Genomic DNA, 23,447 nt, shown 5'->3' on the forward strand with positions numbered 1-23,447 from the left:
CGTTATTTTTCAATGGATTTACTTAATATGCAACATCGTTCTCAAACGACTGGTTCGGTCGCCAAGTACGGTATCGGCTAAACGAGTGTGTAAGACAAGATAAACGTACACGTAACCCGCGATACCAACCGCAAAAAGCAACACGACGAAACTGCCCCAGAATGAATCAACTACCATAAACATTCCGAATATTCGACTCAATAATTTCACCAATACGTAAGCAACCCCGCACATTATGAGTGAAAACGCCAAAATCCCGTTAGTTTTCTTAGCGATACTAGGAAAATCAATGCCAAAGGACTGGTTGAGCCAATGAATAATCAAAAAGTTGGCAACGAGAAAACCAAGCGTAGTTGATACTAGTGGGCCAAAAACACCCAGGTAATGAATGCATGGCCACTGTAATACTAGTTTTATAATCGTACCCACCGCAAAATAACGGACCGCCCGTTTATTCTGAGAGACACCTTGCATGATGGCAGAAGTCACGCTAAACAAACCTAACATAATTGCTACAAAGGCTGAAAAGGCCAGTATTGAAATGGCTAATTCTTTGTGAGATGTCCCATAAAACATAATATTTAGAGGATGCGCAACTGCCGCCATCCCCAGTGAACTAGGAATCATTACAAATTCAAACAGCAAAACAGAGTTAGTCAGTTGGCTACTAATATCCTTGCGGTCGTTTCGAGTGTATGCTTCAGACAACAACGGAACCACGGTAATTGCTAATGCAGAAGACAATGAAACAATAATCATGATTAATTTGTTAGCATTAACACTAAACATCGCAAATAAATTGTTAAGCATGACTGAGGACGTGATTCCTGTCCCACGCATAAAATTAAAGAACGTATATTGATCAATCAATTGAAAAATAGTGATACCAGCTCCAAGCACAATAAATGGTAAAGCCTGCTGTAGGATCTCTTGATAAAGTTGCTTGGCAGGAACCACAATTTCATTATTACTGTTTTCAACCAAGTAGTTGAAGTTTGATCGATTCTTTAAATAGTACCAACCCAATGTTAGGGTCCCTGCAAGTGCACCAATAAAGGCTGCAAATGTTGACTGGGAAACAGCAGTAATCCAACTACCATGAAGGACCTGCATAATCACAAATGCCGAACCAAGCATATACAAAACTCGGGCAAGCTGCTCCACAAATTGTGAAATTGCCGATGGTGCCATTTGTTGGTATCCTTGGAAGAAACCACGGGACAAGCTCATGATTGGAATGATTAACACTGCCCAAGCAAGAGAATGCAATACGGGAATAACGTGAGGATCACCACCATCAAAAAGTGGTGCGCCAAAGTAAAGCAATCCTGCAGAAACGAGACCAGTTATGGCCGCGAGAACAAAACCATGCTTATACAGCCGAAAGCCAACACCATACTCATTCATGGCATTATAGTGTGCCACTTGTTTAGCAATCGCTGAAGGTATTCCGGCGATTGCTGCAATCAGAAAGAAGCTATAGATATTATAGCCCTTTCCATAAAGGGCATTTCCTAGGAAGAAATAAGTACCAAACCAGACGCGCCATGGAATAATATAGATGGCACCAAGTATTCTCGAAAAAATGCTACCCGCGGTCATCCAGGCAGACCCTGTCACCATTTGGTCCTTTGAGTCCGGCACTGAATTGCCAGATTCCTTGTGATTTGACGTCTCAGTCATTAAAAAATACCTGCTTTCATTCGTCCATTCTTTACAAATTACACATAATTTTAATATTTTTTTGAGCTTTCAGCAATGCTTTATGTAGAAGTCATTCAAACTACTTTACCATAAGCTTTAATAATACCAGTTTTGCAGACTTTGAGGCTGTTCTTTAAACTTCCTTAAACATTTATCTGAACCTAACATACCAAAAACACTATGATTTTCAGTCATAGTGTTTTTTATGAATCAAATTCTCATTTTGTGTATGGCCAAAGTACAAGATTACTCGCCAATTGCATGAAACCCGATATCATGCCGAAATGTGTAGTCATTTTGATCAACGGTAGCCCCTAACACCGAATTGACCCTGGTTTGAGCCGTCTTCAAATCAGCAGCTTTGGTGGTGACCATTAACACCCGACCACCATGACTGACGATGTGCTGATTGTCTTCGATGACGCCCGCATAACTCACAGCCACGTCGGCATCCGTTATCGTGGGTAACTGCCGACCATTCACAACAGCGCGGGGATAGTCACGGGAAGCAACCACCGTTCCCAAGTAAAATTCACCTTGTTGCCACTGTGCTTGCGGCTGTCTACCCTGCTTCAACTGCAAAATGAGATCACCTAAATCACTTTCAAGCTGTGGTAAAACCACTTGAGTTTCAGGATCACCCATTCGAACGTTAAATTCGATGACTTTGATTCCACTATCGGTTTTGATTAAGCCGGCATACAAAAAGCCGTTAAATGGCGTGCCTGCTTCAGCCATCCCGTTCAAAATTGGTTTGATAATGTCGTTGACGGCCGCTTCTTTTACTTTGTCGTCGATGTGCGGCACAGGACTATAAGCGCCCATACCTCCAGTATTGGGGCCTTGATCACCGTCTGCCAGCCGTTTATGGTCCTGAGCAACCGGCATGGTAACGAAGGTTGTTCCATTAACCATGGCAAATAGCGAAAATTCCTCACCCTGCAAATATTCTTCTACAAGCAGCTTTTTAGAGCCATTTGTCGCCAATTGTTCAACGGCAGCCATTGCTTCAGTTGATGAATTAGCAATGATAACCCCCTTGCCAGCAGCCAATCCGTCAGCCTTAATCACCAGTGGCGGTTCTTGTAAATGAACGTACGACAGTGCCACAGCCAAGTCGGTAAACTCACGGTAATTAGCCGTTGGCACCCCACTTTGTTGCATCATTTGCTTGGCAAACGTTTTGGATGATTCCAGTTGCGCTGCTTGTTTACTCGGTCCAAAGATTAGCAGATCTTTGCTCTCAAAATAATCCACAATGCCTGCTGATAACGGTTGTTCAGGTCCCACAACCGTACACTGAACGTGATGCTGACTTGCAAATTCAGCGAGCTCATCAAAAGCCATTTCATCAATTGGTACGGTCTGAACTCTCGGTATTTTGTTCATCATGACGTTGCCAGGTGCAACGTATACCTGACGACTGGGTGCTTTGGCCAGCGTCTGTGCTAAGACGTATTCGCGACCGCCGCCACCGACGACTAACCAGTTTTCCATTATCTTAGCCCCCACTTAAAATTAGTGTTTAAAATGACGCACGCCTGTAAATACGAGTGCAATACCATATTCATCCGCTTTATCGATTGAAGCTTGATCTTTAATACTGCCACCTGGTTCCACAATTGCTTTGATCCCATGCTTAGCTGCGTATTCAACACAATCATCCATTGGGAAGAAGGCATCTGAGGCAACGATAGCTTCATCGTAAGCCCGCTTTTCCTCTGCTTTATCGACGGCAATTTTTAAAGAATCAATCCGGTTCATCTGGCCTGCACCAACCCCTAAAGTTTGGTTTGCAGTCGTCACAACAATTGCGTTGCTCTTCACGTGTTTTACAACAGTTTGACCAAATTCCAAAGCTTTTAATTGTGCTTCAGTTGGTTGGGTTTTAGAGACTACCTTAAAGTCGTTCACCGTTTCATGAACCGTATCTGCATCTTGATAAAGTGCGCCACCAAGCACGGTGACGATATCTTTTTGATTTGGGTTCACCTGACCAAAGTCGAGCGTCAAGATCCGCAAATTCTTCTTCTTAGCTAACACTGCGTATGCATCATCATCAAAGGCAGGTGCAATGATGATCTCCAGGAATAAAGCGTGCATTTTTTCTGCTGTTGCGAGATTAACTTTACGATTCAAAGCAATGATGCCACCAAAAATGGAAATTGGATCTGATTCATAGGCTAAATTCCAAGCTGATAGCAGATCATCGCTGACACCAATCCCACAAGGATTCATGTGTTTTAATGCCACCACAGTTGGCTTGTCAAAATCGGCAATAATTCGAAGTGCGGCATCTGCGTCACGAGTGTTATTGTATGAGAGTGTTTTACCGTGCAATTGTTTAGCGTTGGCCAATGAATACTGATCTGGAATTGGTTCCTTATAATAAGCTGCGGCCTGATGACTATTCTCACCATAACGCATGTCTTCGACTTTTTCGTAGGTTACCGTTAGTTTCTCAGGGAAGGACTCTTCCGTCATATACTTGGCAATCAAGGCGTCATAAGCTGCAGTCTGACGAAAGACTTTAGCTGCAAGATGGCGTCGATAAGCGACATCTAATTGATTACCATCGTACCGTTCCAAAAATTCCGAATAATCAGCCTGGTCAGTAATGACAGTGACATCTTGAAAATTTTTAGCAGCTGCTCGAAGCATTGAAGGACCCCCAATATCGATCTGTTCAATTGCTTCTGCGTCGGTTACGCCGTCTTTTTGAATGGTTTCTTTGAAGGGGTATAGGTTCACACAGATGAGATCAATTGGGTCAATGCCGTTTTCTTTTAATTTAGCCATGTGCTGAGGATTATCGCGTTTTGCTAAAATACCAGCGTGAATGCGCGGATGCAGCGTTTTAACGCGGCCATCCAGCATTTCCGGAAAGCCCGTCACGTCCTCAACGGGGGTTGCTTGAACACCGCCATCAACCAACGTTTTTAGGGTTCCGCCCGTAGAAATAATTTCGTAACCGCGCTTTGTCAGTTCGGAACCAAATTCTACAATGCCAGTTTTATCAGACACACTCAATAATGCTAATTTAGCCAAATTAAAGCACTCCTTTTTGGATTAGTTGACGTACTGTTTTGGGATATAACTGATGTTCAACAGAATGAATTTTTGCCTCTAAACTTGTTAACGTGTCTTGGTCGGTGCGATATACCGGTTCTTGGGCGATAATCTCGCCTGTATCCACACCACCATCGACATAGTGAATGGTTACGCCAGTGACTCGTACACCGGCTTTATAGGCATCTTCTATACCATGCCGGCCGGGGAATGAAGGTAACAGTGCGGGATGAATATTAATGATCCGCCGTGGAAATGCACTAAGCAGGGTTGGACCAACGATTCGCATATAACCAGCCAACACTAATCCAGTCACGCGATAAGGTGTCAAATTTTCCAGAAGAGATTGCTCTCGAGCAGCTTTACTAACACCCTTCTCAGGTACAGACAAGATGACTGGAATATGATGGTGTTTAGCCCGTTGAATAACTGGGACGTCCGGATTGTCACAAACAAGTACACAGATTTTTGCTGGCAAATTGGCGTTGACTAGTGCCTCAAAATTCGTTCCGTTCCCTGATGCAAAAACGGCGATGCGAGATTCACTCTCGGTATTGGACTGGTTGCTCAAGTCGCTTCACCACCTTACCAATCAATTGGTATCCTGTTTTTTGTTGGGCTAAGGTTGCCTCAACTGCTTCAATATCACGTGGAGAAACAACTAACACCATACCAAGCCCCATGTTGAAAACTTGCCGCATTTCGGTAGTTGAAACATTTCCTGCGTCCTGTAAGACTTTAAAGATACTTGGTACTTGCCAGCTATCGGGGTCAATTTCAGCCGTTAATCCTTCTGGAACCATCCGGCCAAGATTATCCGCTAAACCACCACCGGTAATATGTGCAATGGCATGCAGTTTACCACTCTGAACTAACGGATAAACTTGGTGAAAGTACAACTGAGTAGGCGTCAAAAGTGCATCAATCAGTGGCTGCTTCAAACCCGGATAAACCTTATTCAAGTCTAAATGTGCGTCCTGAATGATTTTACGGACCAGTGAATAGCCGTTGGAGTGGACACCACTGGAATTTAAGCCAACCAGAATATCGTTTTCCTGCACCTTCATAGCACCCAGCAAATGCGACTTATCGGCAATTCCAACCGCGAAACCGCTTAGATCGTAATCTTCCGAGTGGTAAATGCCTGGCATTTCTGCCATTTCGCCACCAATTAAGGATAAGCCTGCATGTTGACAACCAACAGCAATCCCCTTCACAATCGCTGTGACCTTTTCTGGCTCCAATTTCCCTAGGCCAATGTAGTCAAGGAAAAATAACGGTTTTGCCCCCTGAGCCAGCACATCATTGGCACACATGGCAACGAGATCGATGCCAATCGTGGCGTGATTATTTGCTTCAATCGCCAGCATCAACTTGGTACCAACCCCGTCCGTTCCGGAAATCAACACCGGTTCTTTGAGCTTGGTCAACTCTGAAGTGAGTTCATATTCGGCACCAAATCCGCCAATACCACTCAACACATTACTATCGTGGGTTTGTTTGACGATCGACTTGATATCGTCAACTGCGTCCTCGCCAGCATGAATATTGACACCTGCTTGTTCATATTGACTGGTCAACTTTTGTTCGCTCCTTCGTATAAGCCTAAGCGTGCAACTTCAGCATCAAACCCAGCCTGATAATCATAGAGTGGGGTTGGATATTTACCATCAAAATAAGCAGTACATAGACCGTGGTTGGGTGCGTCATTCAAATCACCAATCGATCGAACTAATCCGTCTACACTTAGGTAAGCCAGTGAATCAGCCCCAATCATCTGACAAATCTCAGGCACGGTATGATTGGCACCAATCAGTTCCTTAGTCGTCTGAATGTCAATGCCATAGTAACAAGGAAATTTAAGCACGGGTGAAGCGATGCGCACGTGAACCGACTTAGCACCAGCCCGTTTTAGCAATCTCACAATATAGCCACTGGTCGTCCCACGAACTATGGAATCATCCACTAATACGATGTCCTTACCTGCTACCACTGACCGAACAACGGATAACTTCATAGAAACACCGCGGACTCGTTTAGCCTGTGTCGGCTCGATAAACGTTCGCGCCACGTACTGGTTCTTAATCATGCCCATATCGTAGTGAATACCACTTGCTTGGGCGTAACCAATTGCAGCTGATAAAGACGAATTGGGAACACCAATCACCACATCCGCTTTGACAGGTGCTTCATTAGCGATTGCGGCTCCCATCCGCTTTCTAGCCTCATGTACACTTATTCCACGAATAACGGAATCTGGTCTGGCAAAGTAAATATACTCCATCGAACAAATTGATAAATGTGTATCAGTTGTGAAATGATCAATTTGCATGCCATCGTCATTTATAATCACAATTTCACCTGGTTCAACATCCCGAATGAAAGTGGCGCCGACTTGATCCAAAGCGCATGTTTCGCTGCAAATCACCAAAGCACCGTCATTCATTTTGCCGATGACTAATGGTCGAAACCCATTGGGATCTAGGGCAGCGACCATCATATGTGGCGTCATCAGTAAGTAGGCAAAGCCTCCGTGAATCCGATTTAAAGCATCTTTCAGCTGATCAAGAAAAGTTGTCTTAGAACTGGTTTGGATTAACTCGCCCAATAATTCACTGTCAGAAGTTGCCTGAAATTGGACACCCTTTTGCTTTAAAGTCTGCCGCAATTGCGTTGCATTGGTTAAATTACCGTTATGCGCCAGAGCAAATTGACCTTCAACTGAATGATCAAAAAACATCGGTTGGATATTTGCAATACCGTGATTACCAGCCGTGGCGTACCGAACATGGCCAATCGCTGCGTTGCCCACCAGGGAATGCATCTTGGTCGGGTCAGCAAACACTTCAGCCAATAGCCCCAAACCGCGCTGCCGCTGAAACTGACCGTCTTGGTTACTCACAATGCCGGCACCTTCTTGGCCGCGGTGTTGCAGACTATGCAACCCGTCATAGGTTAACTGAGCGGCGTCATCATGTCCCCAAATTCCAAAGAGTCCGCATTCTTCGTTGAGTCCTTTTATTTCATTAGGCATTCAAGTGCACCTCCGAAAGTGGCTTTAAGTGCCGAAACAGTTGTGTTTAATTCACCATCAGCAGTTTGAAGTCGAATCTGATCTTGAGCCGTGGTTTCACCCAGCAAAACTGCTTGACCGGCTGCTAGAGCTTCGAATTCAACTTTGTCTTCTGGACGAATGCTGACAATAAAACGTGACTGCGTTTCACTGAATAGTTTGGCGTTGGTCAAACTTGTTTGACCCTCAAAACCTAAGTTGGCCTCGAACAACGCCTCAGCAAGTGCCACACCTAAGCCACCCTCACTTAAGTCATGGGCACTTTGAAGTAAATGTTGTCGAATAGCCCTTTGAACCAGTTGTTGATTGGCTGTTTCAGTATTCAAATCAAAGTTCAGCTTTCCGATTGGTGTGGACTGTCCTTGCAACTTCTGAAGTTCGGAACCCGCAAAATCATCAGCAGTATTACCGATAAGATACACCGCATCACCAGCCGATTTAAACGATTGAGTGGTAATATACGCCGTGTCCTCAATCAAACCAACCATTCCAATCATTGGCGTCGGATAAATTGAATGGCCGTCCGTCTCGTTATACATTGAGACATTGCCAGAGATTACCGGTGTATCAAATCGTTCACAGGCTAAGGCTATTCCCTGTACTGATTGGTCCAACTCCCAGTAACTTTCAGGGTCGTTAGGACTCCCAAAATTCAAGCAGTCGGTAATTCCAATAGGAATCCCACCACTGGCCACGATGTTGCGAGCAGCTTCACTGACGGCAATTTGCCCGCCAACAAACGGGTCGAGATAGATATACCGAGCATTACAATCAGTGGTCATGGCAAGCGCCTTTTTAGTGTGCCGTACCCGCACAACCGCCGCATCACTACCTGGCGTTACCGCTGTGTTGGCCTGAACTTGAGAATCGTACTGTTTGAACACCGACTGTTTAGAAGCAATCGTTGGTTGTCCCAGTAACTTTTTCAAGGTTGCTGCAGGATCTTTTATGGGTGTTGTTTCAACGGATTTAACATGTGCCAAACGAGCGGGTTTAGCACTGGGTTGCTCTTGTTCAACGACATCATCAACCAAACTCGTCACAGGAACGTCAGTCACTAACTGGCCGTGCTGATAAAGCCGGTATTGCCGGTCATCAGTTACAGAACCAACGACCACTGCATCCAAGTCATAGCGAGCAAAGATATCTAACACAGTTTGCTCTTGACCCTTTTTTACACAAAGTAACATCCGCTCCTGAGATTCTGAAAGCATAATCTCATAAGCGCTCATTCCTGGCTCACGTTGCGGTACCAAATCCAGATCCATCGTCACACCAGACTTTGCTTTTGACGCCATTTCGGCTGACGATGACACCAAGCCCGCTGCACCCATATCCTGAATGCCCATTAAAATATCAGCGTGGTCATGTATAATTTCCAGGCAAGCATCCGTCAATAATTTTTCCATAAACGGATCCCCAACTTGAACAGCTGAACGATTGGCTTCTTTTTCTTCACTAAATTCGTTTGACGCAAAGGTCGCACCGTGGATACCATCTCGGCCCGTCTTAGCACCAACGTAAATGATGCTGTTACCAGTTCCGCTTGCACGGCCTCGTTTCAAATCAGCCTGGTCCATCAAGCCAACGCACATGACATTGACTAACGGGTTGCCATCGTATACTGAATCAAAACTGATTTCACCGCCGACCGTTGGAATGCCAATACAGTTGCCATATGCTGCAATACCCGCAACAATTTCGGTTAATAAGTAGCGGTTTTTCGGATTGTCCAGTTCACCAAACCGGAGACTGTCAAGCGAGGCAATTGGTTTAGCACCCATGGAGAAGATATCGCGGATGATCCCGCCGACACCGGTGGCCGCGCCTTCGAAAGGCTCCACAAAACTCGGATGATTGTGACTTTCTGCTTTAAAGACCACCGCTTGCCCGTCACCAATATCCAAAACACCAGCACCTTCACCAGGACCTTGAATCACTCTGGAACCGTCATTCCAAAACTTTCGTAGAATTGGCTTTGAATTCTTGTAAGAACAGTGTTCACTCCACATGACTGCAAACAAGCCGGTTTCCGTATAATTTGGTAATCGGCCAATCAGTTTCTGCGAAATATAATCATACTCTCGCTGGGATAACCCCCAAGCTTCGTACGGTTTTTGATCACGAATTTCTTCTGGCGTTGGTTCACTCTTTAGTTGCTGCATTCCGCTTACACCGTCCTTAAATGAGCTTGTACCAGTGATTTAAATACCAGCAAACCGTCCGTTCCACCCTGAATGTCCTCAACCGCCCTTTCTGGGTGAGGCATCATGCCCAAAACGTTACCCGCTTGATTAGTGATGCCAGCAATATCTGACACGCTACCATTTGGATTACGTCGATAAGTAAAAGCGATTTGATGGTTTTCGCGTAGACTGGCTAATGTGGCTTCGTCGCAGTAATAATTACCCTCACCATGAGCAATGGGCAATGTAATTCGCTGTTGATCCTGAAAGGCTGAAGTAAACATGGTCTGATTGTTTTCAACTTGCAATGGTTCTGGTTCACAGATGAATTGCATTTGCTGATTATGCTGTAAAGTGCCTGGCAGTAAACCGGCTTCAGTGAGAATCTGGAACCCATTGCAGATGCCTAGAACTGGCTTACCAGTGTTGGCAAAGTCCTTGACTGCCGGCATCACTGGTGCAAACTTGGCAATCGCACCACTGCGTAAATAGTCACCATAGGAGAAGCCGCCAGGAATCAACACGACGTCAAAATCCGATAAATCAGTGGTGGTATGTGGCACAACAGTCGCTGCTTCGTGTAAACCATCAGTGATTGCGTAATACAAATCTTCGTCACAATTGGAACCAGGAAAACTAACAACAGCAAACTTCATCATTGATTAGCCAGCTCCTTTACTTGATACCGGTAAGTCTCCATATTAGGATTAGCCAAAAGTTGATCACAGATAGCATCAATCTGCTTTTCGGCCTGTTGGACGGTTGGTACATCTAAAGTAATTTCGAAATACTTGCCTTGTTGTACGGCAGTTACCTGATTGAATTCAAGACGGTGCATGGCATTTTTAATCGCCTCTGCCTGAGGATCTAGAATTGAAGGTTTGTAGGTCACGTGAACTTGGGCTAAGAACATGTTTTAGGCCTCCTATTTGGCTGTGGCTTCCAGACGTGAAAGAACGGTGCGGTAACCATCCATAACATCACCAGTATGTTTTCTAAAGACGTCTTTATCTAATGATTCATGAGTGCTGGCATCGACTAACCGGCAAGAATCTGGTGAAATCTCGTCGCCTAAGATCAGGTTCCCGTCGGCATCAAAACCAAATTCAACTTTAAAGTCAACTAGGGTAATACCAGCGGCTGCAAACAACTTACTTAAAGCAGAATTAATCTTGTAGACTTGTTCGCGCATGATACCCAATTGATCCGGGGTAGCAATCTTTAACGCATGAATCTGTGAGTCGTTGATGAAAGGATCATCCAGGCGATCGCTCTTGTAGTAAAATTCCTGAACGGGTTGTTCAAATTTTTGCAGGTACTCCGTATCAAACTTGCGCTGAAAACTACCCGAGGCGTAGTTTCTGATGACCACCTCTAACGGAATCATTTTCATTTTTTTCACCAGTTGATCACTATCTGACAGTCGTTTAATAAAGTGGGTGGATATGCCAAGATGGTTCAGATATTCGAAAATCAAGCTGTCGATTTGATTATTGACCTCACCCTTGTCATCAATATGTTCTTTACGTTTACCATTTAATGCGGTTGCCTGATTCATATAGTGCACCTGAATTACGTTAGGATCATCCGTCGTAAATAACTGCTTTGCCTTACCTTCATTAATCAATCTTGCCAATCTATTCAGATCCTTTCTGGTTATCTAAACTGACTCACAGATGCTAACAATGATTCAATCGATGGGCCTGTAACAGTGATGTGGCCCATCTTGCGACTATCTCTAACTTCGGCTTTACCGTAATCATGGAGGTGCCATTCTGGATGAGATGGCCAATCAGCACGGGCTACCAACAGGTTATCCCCTAGCAAATTCACCATAACAGCTGGTTCAAACTGGCGAATCGGTGGAATTGACAGCCCACAGATACTTCGGATATGAGCATCAAACTGGGAAATGTTGCATGCTTCAATGGAATAATGCCCCGAATTATGAGGTCGTGGTGCCAATTCATTAATCATCAATTCCCCTGAAGCCAATTCAAACAGTTCAATTCCCAGAACACCTCGTAAATCCAATGCTTCCGCTGTATGACTGGCAATACTTTGGGCTTTCCGTTTGACTTCATCACTTGTCTGAGCTGGTATGATACTGGTGTGTAAGATATGGTGTTGATGCCGGTTTTCGCTAACGGGGAAGGCGATTACCCGGCCCCGACCATCTCGGGTGACCATGATGGATAACTCACGAACGAAGTTTTGCTTCAATTCGTAAATCCATTCAGTTTGGTTGATTTCGTTTTCAATCATCGTCCAGTCAGTCTGATCATCAATATCAAATTGACCGTGACCATCATAGCCGCCCTCAACTGTCTTCAATAATCCTGGCTGGCCAATTTTTTTGACGGCCGCTTCAAGATCTTCCATCGTTTTTACTGAGGCGAAAGGGGTGACTGGCAAGCCATGGTGCCGACAAAAAGTTTTCTCTCTTAAACGATGACTAGTAATGGTTAATAACTCAATCCCCTGTGGAATTCGAGTTAAGTTTTTAACTTTCTTTAACGCGACTTGGTCAACGTTCTCAAATTCATAAGTTATAACATCACTTTGATTTGCGAGTTCTGTCAGCGCTTCTAAATCATCATAGTCAGCAACAACTTGAAAATCCGCGACCTGACCAGCTGGGGCTTTATCCGTTGGATCTAGTACGCCAACTTTATAGCCCATCGACTTAGCTGATAAGGCCATCATCTGGCCAAGTTGGCCTCCACCAATGATCCCAATAGTGGCTGGTGGCAAAACGGGACTACTGTAATTGGTCATTACTTTCAGTAGCCTCCTTTGTTTGACGAGTTCGAAATACCTGAAGTTGTGCATCAACGTCTGAATCTTGCAATGCAATAATCTCTGCCGCTAATAAGGCAGCGTTCTTTGCGCCCGCACTACCGATAGCAACCGTTGCAACCGGTACTCCGGACGGCATTTGAACGATTGAAAGCAACGAATCCATCCCATTCAGTGCTTTAGATTGGATTGGAATACCGATCACTGGCAATGTCGTGTTAGCTGCTAACATACCGGGCAAATGAGCCGCCCCACCCGCTGCTGCTATGATTACTTGATAATGTTCGTCTTTTGCCGTTTCACCAAAATGCTGCAGTTCACGTGGCATCCGATGAGCGGATATGACATGGCTGTCGTAACTAACGTGTAACTCGGTAAGCAGATTGGCCGTAGCTTTAACCTGTGGCCAATCGGAAATTGATCCCATTACAAGTGCAACTTGCATCATCAAAATCTCCTTTGCCTTTTATACCCATAGATTAACAAGTGTTATCGTAAGTGTCAACACAAAAATCGAACTATATCATTACTTGTATATTTAATGTTCGTTATTAAATCGTTTTATGTTGTTGATTCCACCCAACATGCAGTGGATGCCACAACTAGGTCACCAAAAAAGGACCTAGTAACAGTCCCTGATTTTGACTGTTACTAAGTCCTTTAATTTTAATTTGAGGTTACTTTCCGATAACAATATTCACGATTTTCTTTGGTACAACGATGACTTTCTTAATATCATGACCATCCGTGAAAGCTTTCACTGAATCGTCAGCTAATGCCGTCTTTTGAACGGCTTCGTTATCAGCATCAGTTGCAACCTTGATGTGACCGCGAACTTTACCGTTTACTTGAACGGCTAATTCAAGTTCATCAACAACCAATTTTGATTCATCATAAGTTGGCCATTTAGCATAAGCAATCGTATTATCATGACCCATAATTGACCAAAGCTCTTCGGTAATGTGAGGCGCAATCGGTGCCAGCATCTTCACTAAGCCTTCCATGTATACCAGTGGCAGACTATCAGCTTTATAAGCTTCGTTAACAAAGACCATCATTTGAGAAATAGCCACGTTAAACCGCAGTTCTTTCATGTCCTCTGTAACCGTCTTGACAGTCTGGTTGTAAATTAAATCTAACTTACCGTCATTAATGGTGGTTACCCGGTCACGCAAATGGTTATTATCATCAATGATTAAACGCCAAACCCGATCAAGCCAACGGTAAGCTCCAGCAATTCCTTCAGTACTCCAAGGTTTTGAGCCTTCCAAAGGACCCATAAACATTTCGTAAACTCGCAGTGTGTCAGCACCGTACTTGTCTACAATTTCATCTGGGTTGACAACGTTGCCCTTGGACTTAGACATCTTTTCGTGGTTGGTACCAAGAATCATACCTTGGTTAACCAGTTTCTGGAAAGGTTCCTTAGTTGGAACGACGCCGATATCATACAGGAACTTGTGCCAGAACCGGGCGTACAGCAAATGCAGCACAGCATGTTCAGCACCACCAATGTATAAATCTACGGGCATCCAGTACTTCAATTTCTCAGGATCAGCAATCATCTTATCGTTCTTTGGATCAATATAGCGCAGGAAGTACCACGAACTACCAGCCCATTGAGGCATGGTGTTCGTCTCACGTTTCCCCTTGCGACCATTCTCATCCACAACGTTGACCCAGTCATCTACGTTAGCCAATGGGCTTTCACCGGTACCCGAGGGCTCCAACTGCTTAGTAGCAGGCAGGCGCAATGGTAACTCGTCTTCAGGCACTAATGTGGTTTCACCATCTTCCCAGTGAATCACTGGAATTGGTTCACCCCAGTAACGTTGACGTGAGAAAATCCAATCACGCAAACGGTAATTGACCTTCTTCTTACCTGCATCGTGCTCTTCTAGCCAGTCGATGGCAGCCTTAATGGCCGTCTTCTTATCCATCCCGTTTAAGAAACCGGAATTGATATGCTGACCATCACCGGTATAAGCGGCTTCTTCGACGTTGCCGCCTTCAATAACTGGCTTAATGGGCAAGTTGAACTTGTGTGCGAACTCGTAGTCACGGTCATCATGAGCAGGAACGGCCATGATTGCACCAGTTCCGTATGAGGCCAAGACATAGTCACCGATCCAGATCGGCAATTTTTCGCCGTTGATTGGGTTGATGCCATAAGCACCAGTGAACACACCAGTCTTGTTCTTGTTTAAATCAGTCCGTTCCAAATCAGAACGACTTTCGATTTCTTCCTTATAGGCAGCCACTTCATCAGCGTGTTCTGGCGTCGTAATTTGATCAACCAGATCATGTTCTGGTGCCAAGACCATGTATGAGGCACCAAATAACGTATCTGGTCGCGTTGTATAAACTTCAATCTGCTTATCTTCGTCGCCAGCAACCTTAAAGAAGACACTGGCCCCTTCAGAACGGCCAATCCAGTTACGTTGCTGCTCCTTGATGCTTTCAGGCCAGTCAAGGTCATCTAAGTCCTTAAGCAAACGGTCCGCATACTTAGTGATCCGCAAAACCCATTGTGTCATTGGTACCCGGTATACAGGGTAACCGCCACGTTCAGTCTTGCCATCAACAACTTCTTCATTGGCAACCACGGTACCACCCATGAAATCAGGAGCCCAGTTCACCATGATCTTATCTTCATAAGCGAGACCCTTTTTATATAATTGTTCAAAGATCCACTGAGTCCATTTGTAATAACCTGGATCAGTAGTGTTAACTTCGCGATCCCAGTCGTATGAAAAGCCCAATGACTTAATTTGACGCTTGAAGGTCTTAATGTTTTGAGCCGTGAAGTCCTTAGGATTGTGACCCGTCTTCAACGCATACTGCTCCGCCGGTAACCCAAAAGCATCCCAACCCATTGGATGCAAAACATTGTAACCCTGCATCCGCTTCATCCGAGATACGATATCAGTAGCCGTATAGCCTTCAGGGTGTCCCACGTGAAGTCCCTGACCAGATGGATACGGAAACATATCTAGTGCATAAAACTTTGGCTTTGATTGTTCATCAGAAGTTTTAAAAGTTTTATGTTCCTTCCAATAATGCTGCCATTTTCGTTCAATAATACTGTGATTGTAAGCCAAACAAATACGCTCCCTTTCTCTTATGTACAGCTGAAAACTAAAAAAGCCTACAAGAAAACAACGTTTCTTGTAGGACGGAATTTCCGCGGTACCACCTAACATTCCCGCAAACACGGGCTCTCATTATTTCGTAACGCGAAAATCACGTCTCAACTTACTTCAGTTCAGTTGAAAAACTCAGAGACGAGTTCGGTGCACAGTCGACGAATTCGCAACAGCCATCCGCTTTCTGAACGACGTCATACACCTAATAGTCCTCATCAGTCTTTAATTTTTGTTCAGTGATTTCATGGTACCAAATTTAAGTTTGAGAAGCAAGTCCATTTCACAAGAACCGGGGACATCATCAATCAATAAGCTGTGGATGGTGGGGTGATGAATCATTTAAATTAAACGACTATAATAAAATTAATCTCACTTACGAAAGGAACCTCTAATATGAATCTTGAACCCGCCGTCAAATATAGCCATACACTGCTAAAACCGATTATCGCTCCTGGTGATACCGTTGTGGATGCTACTGTGGGTAACGGCAATGATACTATTTTTCTCGCCAGCCTTGTAGGTAAAGCCGGCCACGTATTGGGCTTTGACATCCAACAACAGGCGTTAGACGAAACTGCCACCCAACTAACGCTCACCGGAATGACAAACCAAGTTCAGTTGATTCATGATGGTCATGAACACCTTGAACAATATCTAGCACCGCAGCAACAGCTTGCTGCCGCCATCTTTAATCTTGGTTACTTACCAGGGGGCGACAAGCGGGTGATCACTCACGGAGATAAAACCCTGAGCGCACTGACAGCTTGTTTAACCCACTTACGGCGGGGCGGGATTGCCGCTCTAGTCGTGTATTACGGTCATCCTGGTGGTGAACAGGAAAAAGAAATGGTACTCGAATATGTTAAAAGATTGGATCAGCATACCTATTCAGTCCTACAGTATGGTTTTATCAACCAGATTCATGAACCACCGTTTTTGCTGGCAATTCAGAAACGCTGATATCACAAAAGGCTTTGAATCTGCACCCACTGGGTAACGGCTCCAAAGCCTTTTAATTACATTTCTTCCTTAGGTAACATCACGATCTGGCTACTACCATCATCGTAAACCCATAGTGCGCCAGGAAAACTTTCGGCGTAAGGAAACGGTGTATCAAAGCTGGCAACCACCTCATCGTGTTGTGTGAAATCAAAGGTTAAATGATTATTATGGTTTGTTAAATTAAACCCAATGATTTCGCCTAATTGAAACATACCTTGTAAATTATTATCAATAATGTACCAAATTTGATCAATAATTTCGCCAGGTAAAGAATTGACAATTCCAAAACTGGCATATCTAGGACGATTGTTTTCAAACAAGTAGATCGTCTCACTTTCTGTTTAGATCTGGTAATAATTATACTTCATTTATCCAAAAATATCAGGCTTCAGGCTTATCCAAACGATCCAGTTGGTTGATGAGGTAGCTTAAAACAACAAGGCCAAGTGCCACAATAAAAATCCAGTGTAATCCACTATAAAGTATCTGCCGCAGTGGTTTTAACAACGTGTGACTTAAATATTTAGCTGTCTGAGGATTGATCAGACGATTCATCATGTTCAAATTAGTCCCCTGATGCGCTGCCACGCCGCCTGCCATTTTGACGTTCATAATAATACCGAAGACTGAAATCATCAGTGTTTGGCCTAACGTTCTCGCAAGTGTATTCAGAGACGTTGCTACCCCAACATCTTCCTTAGGTACTTGATTTTGGACCGTAACAGTTGTAGTCGTGATAGTGATTCCAAAACCAGTCCCGCAAATCGCTGCAATCACGAAAAAGGTCCAGAATGGTGTTGCCTGAGGTGCCATGGCCATGGCTAAACCACCAACCAAAATAAAGGTCAAACTGAAATTAATGATTTGTTTTGGTGAACGATTCAGCAATAGCTTACCAGCAATAAACGAACCCACAATCCACATGAGTGAACTCGGTGTGATGGCAAACCCAGCTAAAGACGCTGGTAATCCCAGAAGTCCTTGTGTCCAAGTGGGCAGGTATACCTCAAAGCCCATCAAAAAACCACTAATTAAAGCGGCCACCATATTTTGAGTTACAAACGTGCGAATTTTAAAGAGCTTGAGTGGAATAATCGGGTTTTCCACTCGATTTTCTTGGCGAATAAAGCCATAGAAACTGAATGCAGAAATCAGCAGACTGATAGCTAAACTTAGCCAATTAATTTGAACGTCTCCCAACACTTGGAAACCAAACATCAGGGCCAGGAGTGCCACCGAAAGCCAAATGCTTCCTAGGATATCCAGCGACTGGGTCGTTTTTCGTGGTTTCTCTTTTAAGAATATCCAAATCCCCAACATTGCAAGCAATCCCACTGGGATATTAATGAAAAAGATCCAATGCCAGGACATTTGATCCACAATAAACCCGCCTAACAGCGGTGCGACGATTGAAGCTATCCCCCATGCTGACCCGTTAAAGCCCATCACTTTCGCTCGTTTTTCAAACGGGTAAATATCAGCAATAATTGTAAATGAAATTGGCATAATAGAACCAGCACCAATTCCCTGAACTGCTCGCCAAATGATCAGCTCTGTCATACTGTTCGACATACCCGATAGTGTCGAACCAATAATGAAGATTGCTAGCCCAAAAAGAAATAACCTTTTACGGCCAAACATATCGGATAATTTTCCATAAATGGGTGTTGCCATGGCATTGGTCAATAAGAAGATTGAAAAGACCCAATTCATTAACGCGACGCCACTCAAATCACCAACGATCGTGGGCATTGCAGTTGAAACAATCGTCCCTTCGATAGCACTCATAAACGTTGCAATAAAGATGGCGCCCGTCACTAACGGGACATTGGTTTTGCTTGAACTCATAGTTTTTCCTCACTTAGCGTTAGCCCACACCCCTAACGCAATTTAAGAGTCAAATACTCTCGCCACAAAAATAACGACCAGCCCGAAAGTTAGTCGTTATCTGTAATAAAAATTGAATTTATTTGCTTACTGCCTGATTCTGCTTAAGCACGTTTTTCAATTCATCGACTTTATCTGTATGTTCCCAAGGTAAGTCAATATCGGTCCGGCCAAAGTGACCATAAGCTGCAGTTTGCTTATAGATTGGCCGCTTCAAGTCCAGCATTTGAATAATACCAGCAGGTCGCAGATCAAAAATCTGACGAACGGCCTTGGTTAATTCAACTTCTGAAACTTTCCCAGTACCAAAAGTATTTAGCGAAACTGATACCGGTTGAGCCACACCAATAGCGTATGCTAACTGGACTTCCACTTGGTGAGCTAAGCCAGCAGCAACGATATTCTTAGCAATATAACGCGCTGCATAACTAGCTGAGCGGTCAACCTTTGTTGCGTCCTTACCAGAAAAGGCACCGCCACCATGATGGGCATAACCGCCGTAAGTATCAACAATCACTTTCCGACCAGTTAAACCGGCGTCTCCTTGGGGACCACCAATAACAAATCGACCAGTTGGGTTAATCAAGTAACGGGTATCTGCATCCAATAGATTGGCTGGAATAACCGGCTTGATTACCTTTTCGATGACATCCTTGCGAATCTGATCTAATGTTGCCGACTCAGCGTGCTGAGTACTTAAGACGATAGTATCAACCCGAGCAGGCTTTCCGTCATCATCATATTCAACTGTCACTTCGGATTTTGCATCAGGACCAAGATAGTCAAGTATGCTTTCCTTCCGAACCTTGGCAATGCGCTGCATCAACTGATGTGCCAATGAAATGGCTAAGGGCATTAGCTCAGGTGTTTCATCAATCGCATAACCAAACATGAGCCCTTGGTCGCCAGCACCAATCTGATCGAGTGGATCTGTTTCACCATCACGCTTTTCGAGGGCGTCATCAACCCCTTGGGCGATGTCTGGTGATTGTTCGTCGATTGCCACTAAAACAGCGCAATTGTCGCCGTCAAATCCGTACTTGCCATCGGTATAACCAATTTCCTTGATGGTTTCACGAACGATATGCTGGATGTCAACGTAGGCACTAGTCGAAATTTCACCAAATACCAGAACTAAGCCGGTAGTTACTGAAGTCTCACAGGCAACCCGGGCATCTGGATCTTGGGTCAGCATTGCATCCAAAATAGCATCGCTAATTTGGTCAGCAATCTTATCAGGATGTCCTTCAGAGACAGATTCTGACGTAAATAAATGTCTTTCTTGCATTGTAAAAATTCCCCCAATATTATTTTTCGGTTACAAGGCATCTTCACTAAGTCAGGCTAGTGAATCCTATCGGGAATGAAGACTCATAACTGTATTATTTTAACACAATTATTTCAGCTTCGAAAGTTACCTTATAACTTACTGAAAACTTTTGAGAGTTGACCCAAGACCTGAAAATGGTAAGCTATTCTATATCACAAAAAAGGAACTATCGACTATGTTAGAAAAGATCGAAGCGTTTATCGTTCATCATCGACGATTGATTCAAGGGTTATTCTTCGGGTTCATCGAAATGAGCGGCTTATTACTCTATGCAAACGCTAATTCATTTCAATCCTATACCCAACCGCAGCAACTCCCCTTACTGGTTCTTGCATTAACAACCATTTTAATTTTCATTTCCCTTTATGTTCTAAAAACAACTTCATCAGCCAGTAAAACAGCTCCAATAGTGCTTTTACTGACCATCGCTTTCATCATATTAAGCATCTTTAAACTGCCAACTTTCGTTAATATCATCAACGGACTGGCCATTGTTGTACTCCTACTAATTCGGTATTTACCGAAGTGGTTCAATAATGAATTGGGCATCATGCTGTTATCACTAATCTTATCCAGCCTAGCTGCAGGTAATTTTTTGTTGACCCACAACTATTTATCCACCGCCTATTTAACAACGATGATCCTACCGTTTTTGCTATTCATGTATTTTTTTCTCCCTCAAAAAGCGTTCCACTTAATTCTCCTTCCGATTGGACTAATCATTTTAATTCTGGCATGGTTACTTTTCTCTCATTTGACTGTATCTGTTATTATGCTCTCAGTCATCGTGCTATTAATCTGGCTAGGTGTCCAAACGATACGACAACCATCTCCGTCACGAGGGTTACTGATTGCAGCATTATTACAAACCATCATTTTAGTCATCAGTCGTTAATTAAAACTTTCTAAAGCTTCCAGTTAAATTTCATGATTGGCACTATTTTGTCATAAGATAGACTGTACAATAGCATGATACTGGGGGCTTTATAGTGACACAAATTAAAATTGTTGGTGATATATGGTCCGGAAAGTTTCAGCCTGCACTAACGGGCAACCGGATTGTGGACACAGCCCTATTAACTCAATTTTGCTCGAAACTTGCAGACTGGCTTTCCGGTCAAAACATTAAATTACCGGTGAAAATTGAACACGATTTTTGTCTAGAAACTGCTGTAAGCGATGGGACACTCTATTTGATTGATTCCAATATTCTCAACGCATTTCCTAAAGACGCCTTAAGACGAATTAATTTTCTAACAATAAAGCACCAAAATTTTTTGCATGGCGATCCCATGGACATCTGCCAATCAGTTTTAGCCCGGTTAAAAACCGGCTTGAAATTACAACAAACAAAAAGGGGTTAGGTACAAAACATCTACTGTTTTGTACCTAACCCCTTGCTAATTTTCAGACGAAAAGACCAGGAAAAATAACGCAATGAACATACGGTTTGGCTATCTGTCTTAATTCTGGCTCAAGATGATCGATAAAGTAGTCCTTTTCTACCTTCTTATTACCGATCCAGCCCACAAAATATTTCGGCCGGTAACGTTGATTAGCAATTTCAAAGGATTGATAAGTTTTTAACTGCGTTCCTCGATAAAAAACCTCTATTGTTGCAACCCCTTTAGTAATCTGCAACCGTTCGACTTGTTTAAGCTGATTATTACGAACGTCAAATTGATGTTGATGAATTTCGTCCCTTAGATGTAATATGACTTCGATTTGGTTACTTGCTTTCAAAAACATTTGACTATTGTGTAATAGATCAAGATATGAACTGATCAGTTCTTTCAGTGTCGTTTCACCGAAGAGCATCCGGTTACCTCCTAAATTGTTGTCTAACAATTTTCGCAATCATACAATTTGATTGCACGCAAAGTATAACACGTTACATTGGTATAGACAACTAAAAGGCGTAAAAAAATTACCAAGCATTATTTGCTTGGTAATTTTAAGATACCGGAGGTGGGGTTCGAACCCACACGTCCTCAACGGACACTGGATTTTGAGTCCAGCGCGTCTGCCAGTTCCGCCACTCCGGCATAAATATATGATGACCTCAGCTGAATAGCCAATCCCACTTGACGGGAAAGGCGGTAATCGGATTCGAACCGACGATAGAGGTTTTGCAGACCTTTGCCTTACCACTTGGCTATACCGCCATAATCAGATGATACAATGGGCTCCCCAACTGGGTTAGCTGGATTCGAACCAGCGCATGACGAAGTCAAAGTCCGTTGCCTTACCACTTGGCTATAACCCAATCATCAAGGGCGGTATGTGGGACTCGAACCCACGCGTGCCGGAACCACAATCCGGTGTGTTAACCAAACTTCACCAATACCGCCATTATACTAAAACAGGGATAGCAGGAATCGAACCCGCACTAGCGGTTTTGGAGACCGATGTACTACCGTTATACTATATCCCTATGGTGGATGGGAGTGGATTCGAACCACCGAACCCGAAGGAGCGGATTTACAGTCCGCCGCGTTTAGCCAGACTTCGCTACCCATCCATATATGGCGCGGGACGGAATCGAACCGCCGACACACGGAGCTTCAATCCGTTGCTCTACCAACTGAGCTACCGAGCCATGTAATGTCAATCTATTTGTTAATATTAACAACGGTCCGTACGAGACTCGAACTCGTGATCTCCTGCGTGACAGGCAGGCGTCCTAACCAGCTAGACCAACGGACCATCTTCTATGGAGGATACAGGGCTCGAACCTGTGACCCTCTGCTTGTAAGGCAGACGCTCTCCCAACTGAGCTAATCCTCCAAGATGTGTGAAAAATGATAATCAATTAATTGACTAATGACCCGTACGGGATTCGAACCCATGTTACTGCCGTGAAAGGGCGGTGTCTTAACCACTTGACCAACGGGTCATACTAAAGTTGTTGAACGGAGAGTGAGGGATTCGAACCCTCGAAACAAGCTTTTACTCGTTTACACCATTTCCAGTGGTGCTCCTTCGGCCAACTCGGACAACTCTCCAATTAATCCAAGACAAACCTGTCGAGGACAAACTTATAATTCAAGAGTTATCCCAACAACAAAGTTTGCCGGATATATCGCGTGGCAACGTCCTACCCTTGCAGGGGGCGATCCCCCAACTACTCTTGGCGTGCTGAAGCTTAACTGCTGTGTTCGGCATGGGAACAGGTGTATCCTTCAGGCTATCGCCACCACACTATTGAGAACTGGTGCTCTCAAAACTAGCTAATATCAATTTTCTTACCG

General features: G+C 44.0%; 20 protein-coding genes, 11 tRNA genes, 1 rRNA gene, 1 riboswitch and 1 other annotated feature. Of the genes, 3 read left to right on the forward strand and 29 right to left on the reverse strand.

Features of this window, described 5'->3' with window-relative positions; translation table 11 throughout:
• Positions 1 to 18: 18 nt before the first annotated feature.
• The 13 genes from HC026_RS09670 to leuS all read right to left on the reverse strand — a co-directional run bounded on the left by HC026_RS09670 (position 19) and on the right by leuS (position 15,932).
• Entirely contained in the window at positions 19 to 1,683 is a 1,665-nt protein-coding gene (locus HC026_RS09670) for a putative polysaccharide biosynthesis protein (RefSeq protein WP_168925770.1), read from the reverse strand.
• Positions 1,684 to 1,950: 267 nt separating this feature from the next.
• Positions 1,951 to 3,201, reverse strand: coding sequence for a phosphoribosylamine--glycine ligase (gene purD / locus HC026_RS09675; RefSeq protein WP_168925771.1), 1,251 nt, complete (start codon positions 3,199 to 3,201; stop codon positions 1,951 to 1,953).
• A gap of 21 nt (positions 3,202 to 3,222) precedes the next feature.
• Positions 3,223 to 4,752 (reverse strand): bifunctional phosphoribosylaminoimidazolecarboxamide formyltransferase/IMP cyclohydrolase, encoded by a 1,530-nt coding sequence (gene purH, locus HC026_RS09680; RefSeq protein ID WP_168925772.1) that lies wholly within the window; start codon positions 4,750 to 4,752, stop codon positions 3,223 to 3,225.
• A 1-nt stretch (position 4,753) separates the two neighbouring features.
• Complete coding sequence (purN, locus tag HC026_RS09685; RefSeq protein ID WP_168925773.1) at positions 4,754 to 5,344, reverse strand: phosphoribosylglycinamide formyltransferase; 591 nt, start codon at positions 5,342 to 5,344, stop codon at positions 4,754 to 4,756.
• Entirely contained in the window at positions 5,316 to 6,353 is a 1,038-nt protein-coding gene (purM, locus tag HC026_RS09690) for a phosphoribosylformylglycinamidine cyclo-ligase (RefSeq protein ID WP_168925774.1), read from the reverse strand. Before purM ends, purN begins: the two co-directional genes overlap by 29 nt.
• A complete protein-coding gene (gene purF, locus HC026_RS09695; RefSeq protein WP_168925775.1) occupies positions 6,350 to 7,807 on the reverse strand; it encodes an amidophosphoribosyltransferase in 1,458 nt (485 codons plus the stop codon). Before purF ends, purM begins: the two co-directional genes overlap by 4 nt.
• Positions 7,792 to 10,011: a phosphoribosylformylglycinamidine synthase subunit PurL gene (gene purL, locus HC026_RS09700; RefSeq protein WP_168925776.1), complete on the reverse strand. Its 2,220-nt coding sequence runs from the start codon at positions 10,009 to 10,011 to the stop codon at positions 7,792 to 7,794. The genes purF and purL overlap by 16 nt, the downstream gene beginning before the upstream one ends.
• Before the next feature lie 5 nt (positions 10,012 to 10,016).
• The gene (gene purQ / locus HC026_RS09705; protein ID WP_269814119.1) at positions 10,017 to 10,691 is read right to left on the reverse strand and encodes a phosphoribosylformylglycinamidine synthase subunit PurQ; all 675 of its coding nucleotides are present in this window, start codon (positions 10,689 to 10,691) and stop codon (positions 10,017 to 10,019) included.
• Positions 10,688 to 10,945 (reverse strand): phosphoribosylformylglycinamidine synthase subunit PurS, encoded by a 258-nt coding sequence (gene purS, locus HC026_RS09710; protein WP_168925777.1) that lies wholly within the window; start codon positions 10,943 to 10,945, stop codon positions 10,688 to 10,690. The genes purQ and purS overlap by 4 nt, the downstream gene beginning before the upstream one ends.
• A 12-nt stretch (positions 10,946 to 10,957) precedes the next feature.
• Positions 10,958 to 11,668 carry a phosphoribosylaminoimidazolesuccinocarboxamide synthase gene (gene purC / locus HC026_RS09715; RefSeq protein WP_408640996.1) on the reverse strand — a complete coding sequence of 237 codons (711 nt, stop codon included), beginning with the start codon at positions 11,666 to 11,668 and terminating at the stop codon, positions 10,958 to 10,960.
• A gap of 20 nt (positions 11,669 to 11,688) precedes the next feature.
• Complete coding sequence (gene purK, locus HC026_RS09720) at positions 11,689 to 12,810, reverse strand: 5-(carboxyamino)imidazole ribonucleotide synthase (RefSeq protein ID WP_232843719.1); 1,122 nt, start codon at positions 12,808 to 12,810, stop codon at positions 11,689 to 11,691.
• Positions 12,794 to 13,279: a 5-(carboxyamino)imidazole ribonucleotide mutase gene (gene purE / locus HC026_RS09725; RefSeq protein WP_168925778.1), complete on the reverse strand. Its 486-nt coding sequence runs from the start codon at positions 13,277 to 13,279 to the stop codon at positions 12,794 to 12,796. The genes purK and purE overlap by 17 nt, the downstream gene beginning before the upstream one ends.
• Positions 13,280 to 13,508: 229 nt before the next feature.
• A complete protein-coding gene (leuS, locus tag HC026_RS09730; protein ID WP_168925779.1) occupies positions 13,509 to 15,932 on the reverse strand; it encodes a leucine--tRNA ligase in 2,424 nt (807 codons plus the stop codon).
• 67 nt (positions 15,933 to 15,999) lie between these two features.
• Positions 16,000 to 16,203, reverse strand: a binding site (T-box leader).
• Positions 16,204 to 16,370: 167 nt separating this feature from the next.
• On the opposite strand from leuS, the gene HC026_RS09735 reads away from it, so the two are divergent.
• Positions 16,371 to 16,937, forward strand: a complete 567-nt coding sequence (locus HC026_RS09735) for a tRNA (mnm(5)s(2)U34)-methyltransferase (protein WP_168925780.1) — start codon at positions 16,371 to 16,373, stop codon at positions 16,935 to 16,937.
• 56 nt (positions 16,938 to 16,993) lie between these two features.
• On the opposite strand, the gene HC026_RS09740 is transcribed toward HC026_RS09735, so the two are convergent.
• From HC026_RS09740 to metK, 3 genes are all read right to left on the reverse strand, one after another.
• Positions 16,994 to 17,299, reverse strand: a complete 306-nt coding sequence (locus HC026_RS09740) for a DUF960 domain-containing protein (RefSeq protein WP_168925781.1) — start codon at positions 17,297 to 17,299, stop codon at positions 16,994 to 16,996.
• A gap of 61 nt (positions 17,300 to 17,360) precedes the next feature.
• Complete coding sequence (locus HC026_RS09745; RefSeq protein ID WP_168925782.1) at positions 17,361 to 18,827, reverse strand: MDR family MFS transporter; 1,467 nt, start codon at positions 18,825 to 18,827, stop codon at positions 17,361 to 17,363.
• 118 nt (positions 18,828 to 18,945) lie between these two features.
• Positions 18,946 to 20,154 (reverse strand): methionine adenosyltransferase, encoded by a 1,209-nt coding sequence (metK, locus tag HC026_RS09750; RefSeq protein WP_168925783.1) that lies wholly within the window; start codon positions 20,152 to 20,154, stop codon positions 18,946 to 18,948.
• A riboswitch (SMK box riboswitch) is annotated at positions 20,152 to 20,248 on the reverse strand. It overlaps the preceding gene by 3 nt.
• A 123-nt stretch (positions 20,249 to 20,371) precedes the next feature.
• Between metK and HC026_RS09755 the strand changes: the two genes are divergently transcribed.
• Positions 20,372 to 21,091: a hypothetical protein gene (locus tag HC026_RS09755; RefSeq protein WP_168925784.1), complete on the forward strand. Its 720-nt coding sequence runs from the start codon at positions 20,372 to 20,374 to the stop codon at positions 21,089 to 21,091.
• A 94-nt stretch (positions 21,092 to 21,185) separates the two neighbouring features.
• The gene (locus tag HC026_RS09760) at positions 21,186 to 21,560 is read left to right on the forward strand and encodes a hypothetical protein (RefSeq protein ID WP_168925785.1); all 375 of its coding nucleotides are present in this window, start codon (positions 21,186 to 21,188) and stop codon (positions 21,558 to 21,560) included.
• Positions 21,561 to 21,603: 43 nt separating this feature from the next.
• Here HC026_RS09760 and HC026_RS09765 read toward each other — a convergent pair whose 3' ends face one another.
• The 13 genes from HC026_RS09765 to rrf all read right to left on the reverse strand — a co-directional run bounded on the left by HC026_RS09765 (position 21,604) and on the right by rrf (position 23,397).
• The gene (locus HC026_RS09765) at positions 21,604 to 22,014 is read right to left on the reverse strand and encodes a hypothetical protein (RefSeq protein WP_168925786.1); all 411 of its coding nucleotides are present in this window, start codon (positions 22,012 to 22,014) and stop codon (positions 21,604 to 21,606) included.
• A gap of 142 nt (positions 22,015 to 22,156) precedes the next feature.
• A tRNA-Leu gene (locus HC026_RS09770) sits at positions 22,157 to 22,241 on the reverse strand.
• 49 nt (positions 22,242 to 22,290) lie between these two features.
• Positions 22,291 to 22,361: transfer RNA gene (locus HC026_RS09775), tRNA-Cys, on the reverse strand.
• A 29-nt stretch (positions 22,362 to 22,390) separates the two neighbouring features.
• A tRNA-Gln gene (locus HC026_RS09780) sits at positions 22,391 to 22,462 on the reverse strand.
• Positions 22,463 to 22,471: 9 nt separating this feature from the next.
• Positions 22,472 to 22,546: transfer RNA gene (locus tag HC026_RS09785), tRNA-His, on the reverse strand.
• Between the two features lie 13 nt (positions 22,547 to 22,559).
• Positions 22,560 to 22,630, reverse strand: a tRNA-Trp gene (locus HC026_RS09790).
• A gap of 1 nt (position 22,631) precedes the next feature.
• Positions 22,632 to 22,717, reverse strand: a tRNA-Tyr gene (locus HC026_RS09795).
• 5 nt (positions 22,718 to 22,722) lie between these two features.
• Positions 22,723 to 22,795, reverse strand: a tRNA-Phe gene (locus HC026_RS09800).
• Positions 22,796 to 22,828: 33 nt separating this feature from the next.
• Positions 22,829 to 22,902: transfer RNA gene (locus HC026_RS09805), tRNA-Asp, on the reverse strand.
• A gap of 8 nt (positions 22,903 to 22,910) precedes the next feature.
• Positions 22,911 to 22,983 (reverse strand) — tRNA-Val (locus tag HC026_RS09810).
• A gap of 37 nt (positions 22,984 to 23,020) precedes the next feature.
• A tRNA-Glu gene (locus tag HC026_RS09815) sits at positions 23,021 to 23,092 on the reverse strand.
• Positions 23,093 to 23,109: 17 nt separating this feature from the next.
• A tRNA-Ser gene (locus tag HC026_RS09820) sits at positions 23,110 to 23,201 on the reverse strand.
• Positions 23,202 to 23,280: 79 nt separating this feature from the next.
• A 5S ribosomal RNA gene (gene rrf / locus HC026_RS09825) occupies positions 23,281 to 23,397 on the reverse strand.
• Between the last annotated feature and the right edge of the window lie 50 nt (positions 23,398 to 23,447).

It is taken from the genome of Secundilactobacillus angelensis, assembly GCF_012641075.1.
Taxonomy (GTDB): Bacteria; Bacillota; Bacilli; order Lactobacillales; family Lactobacillaceae; genus Secundilactobacillus; species Secundilactobacillus angelensis.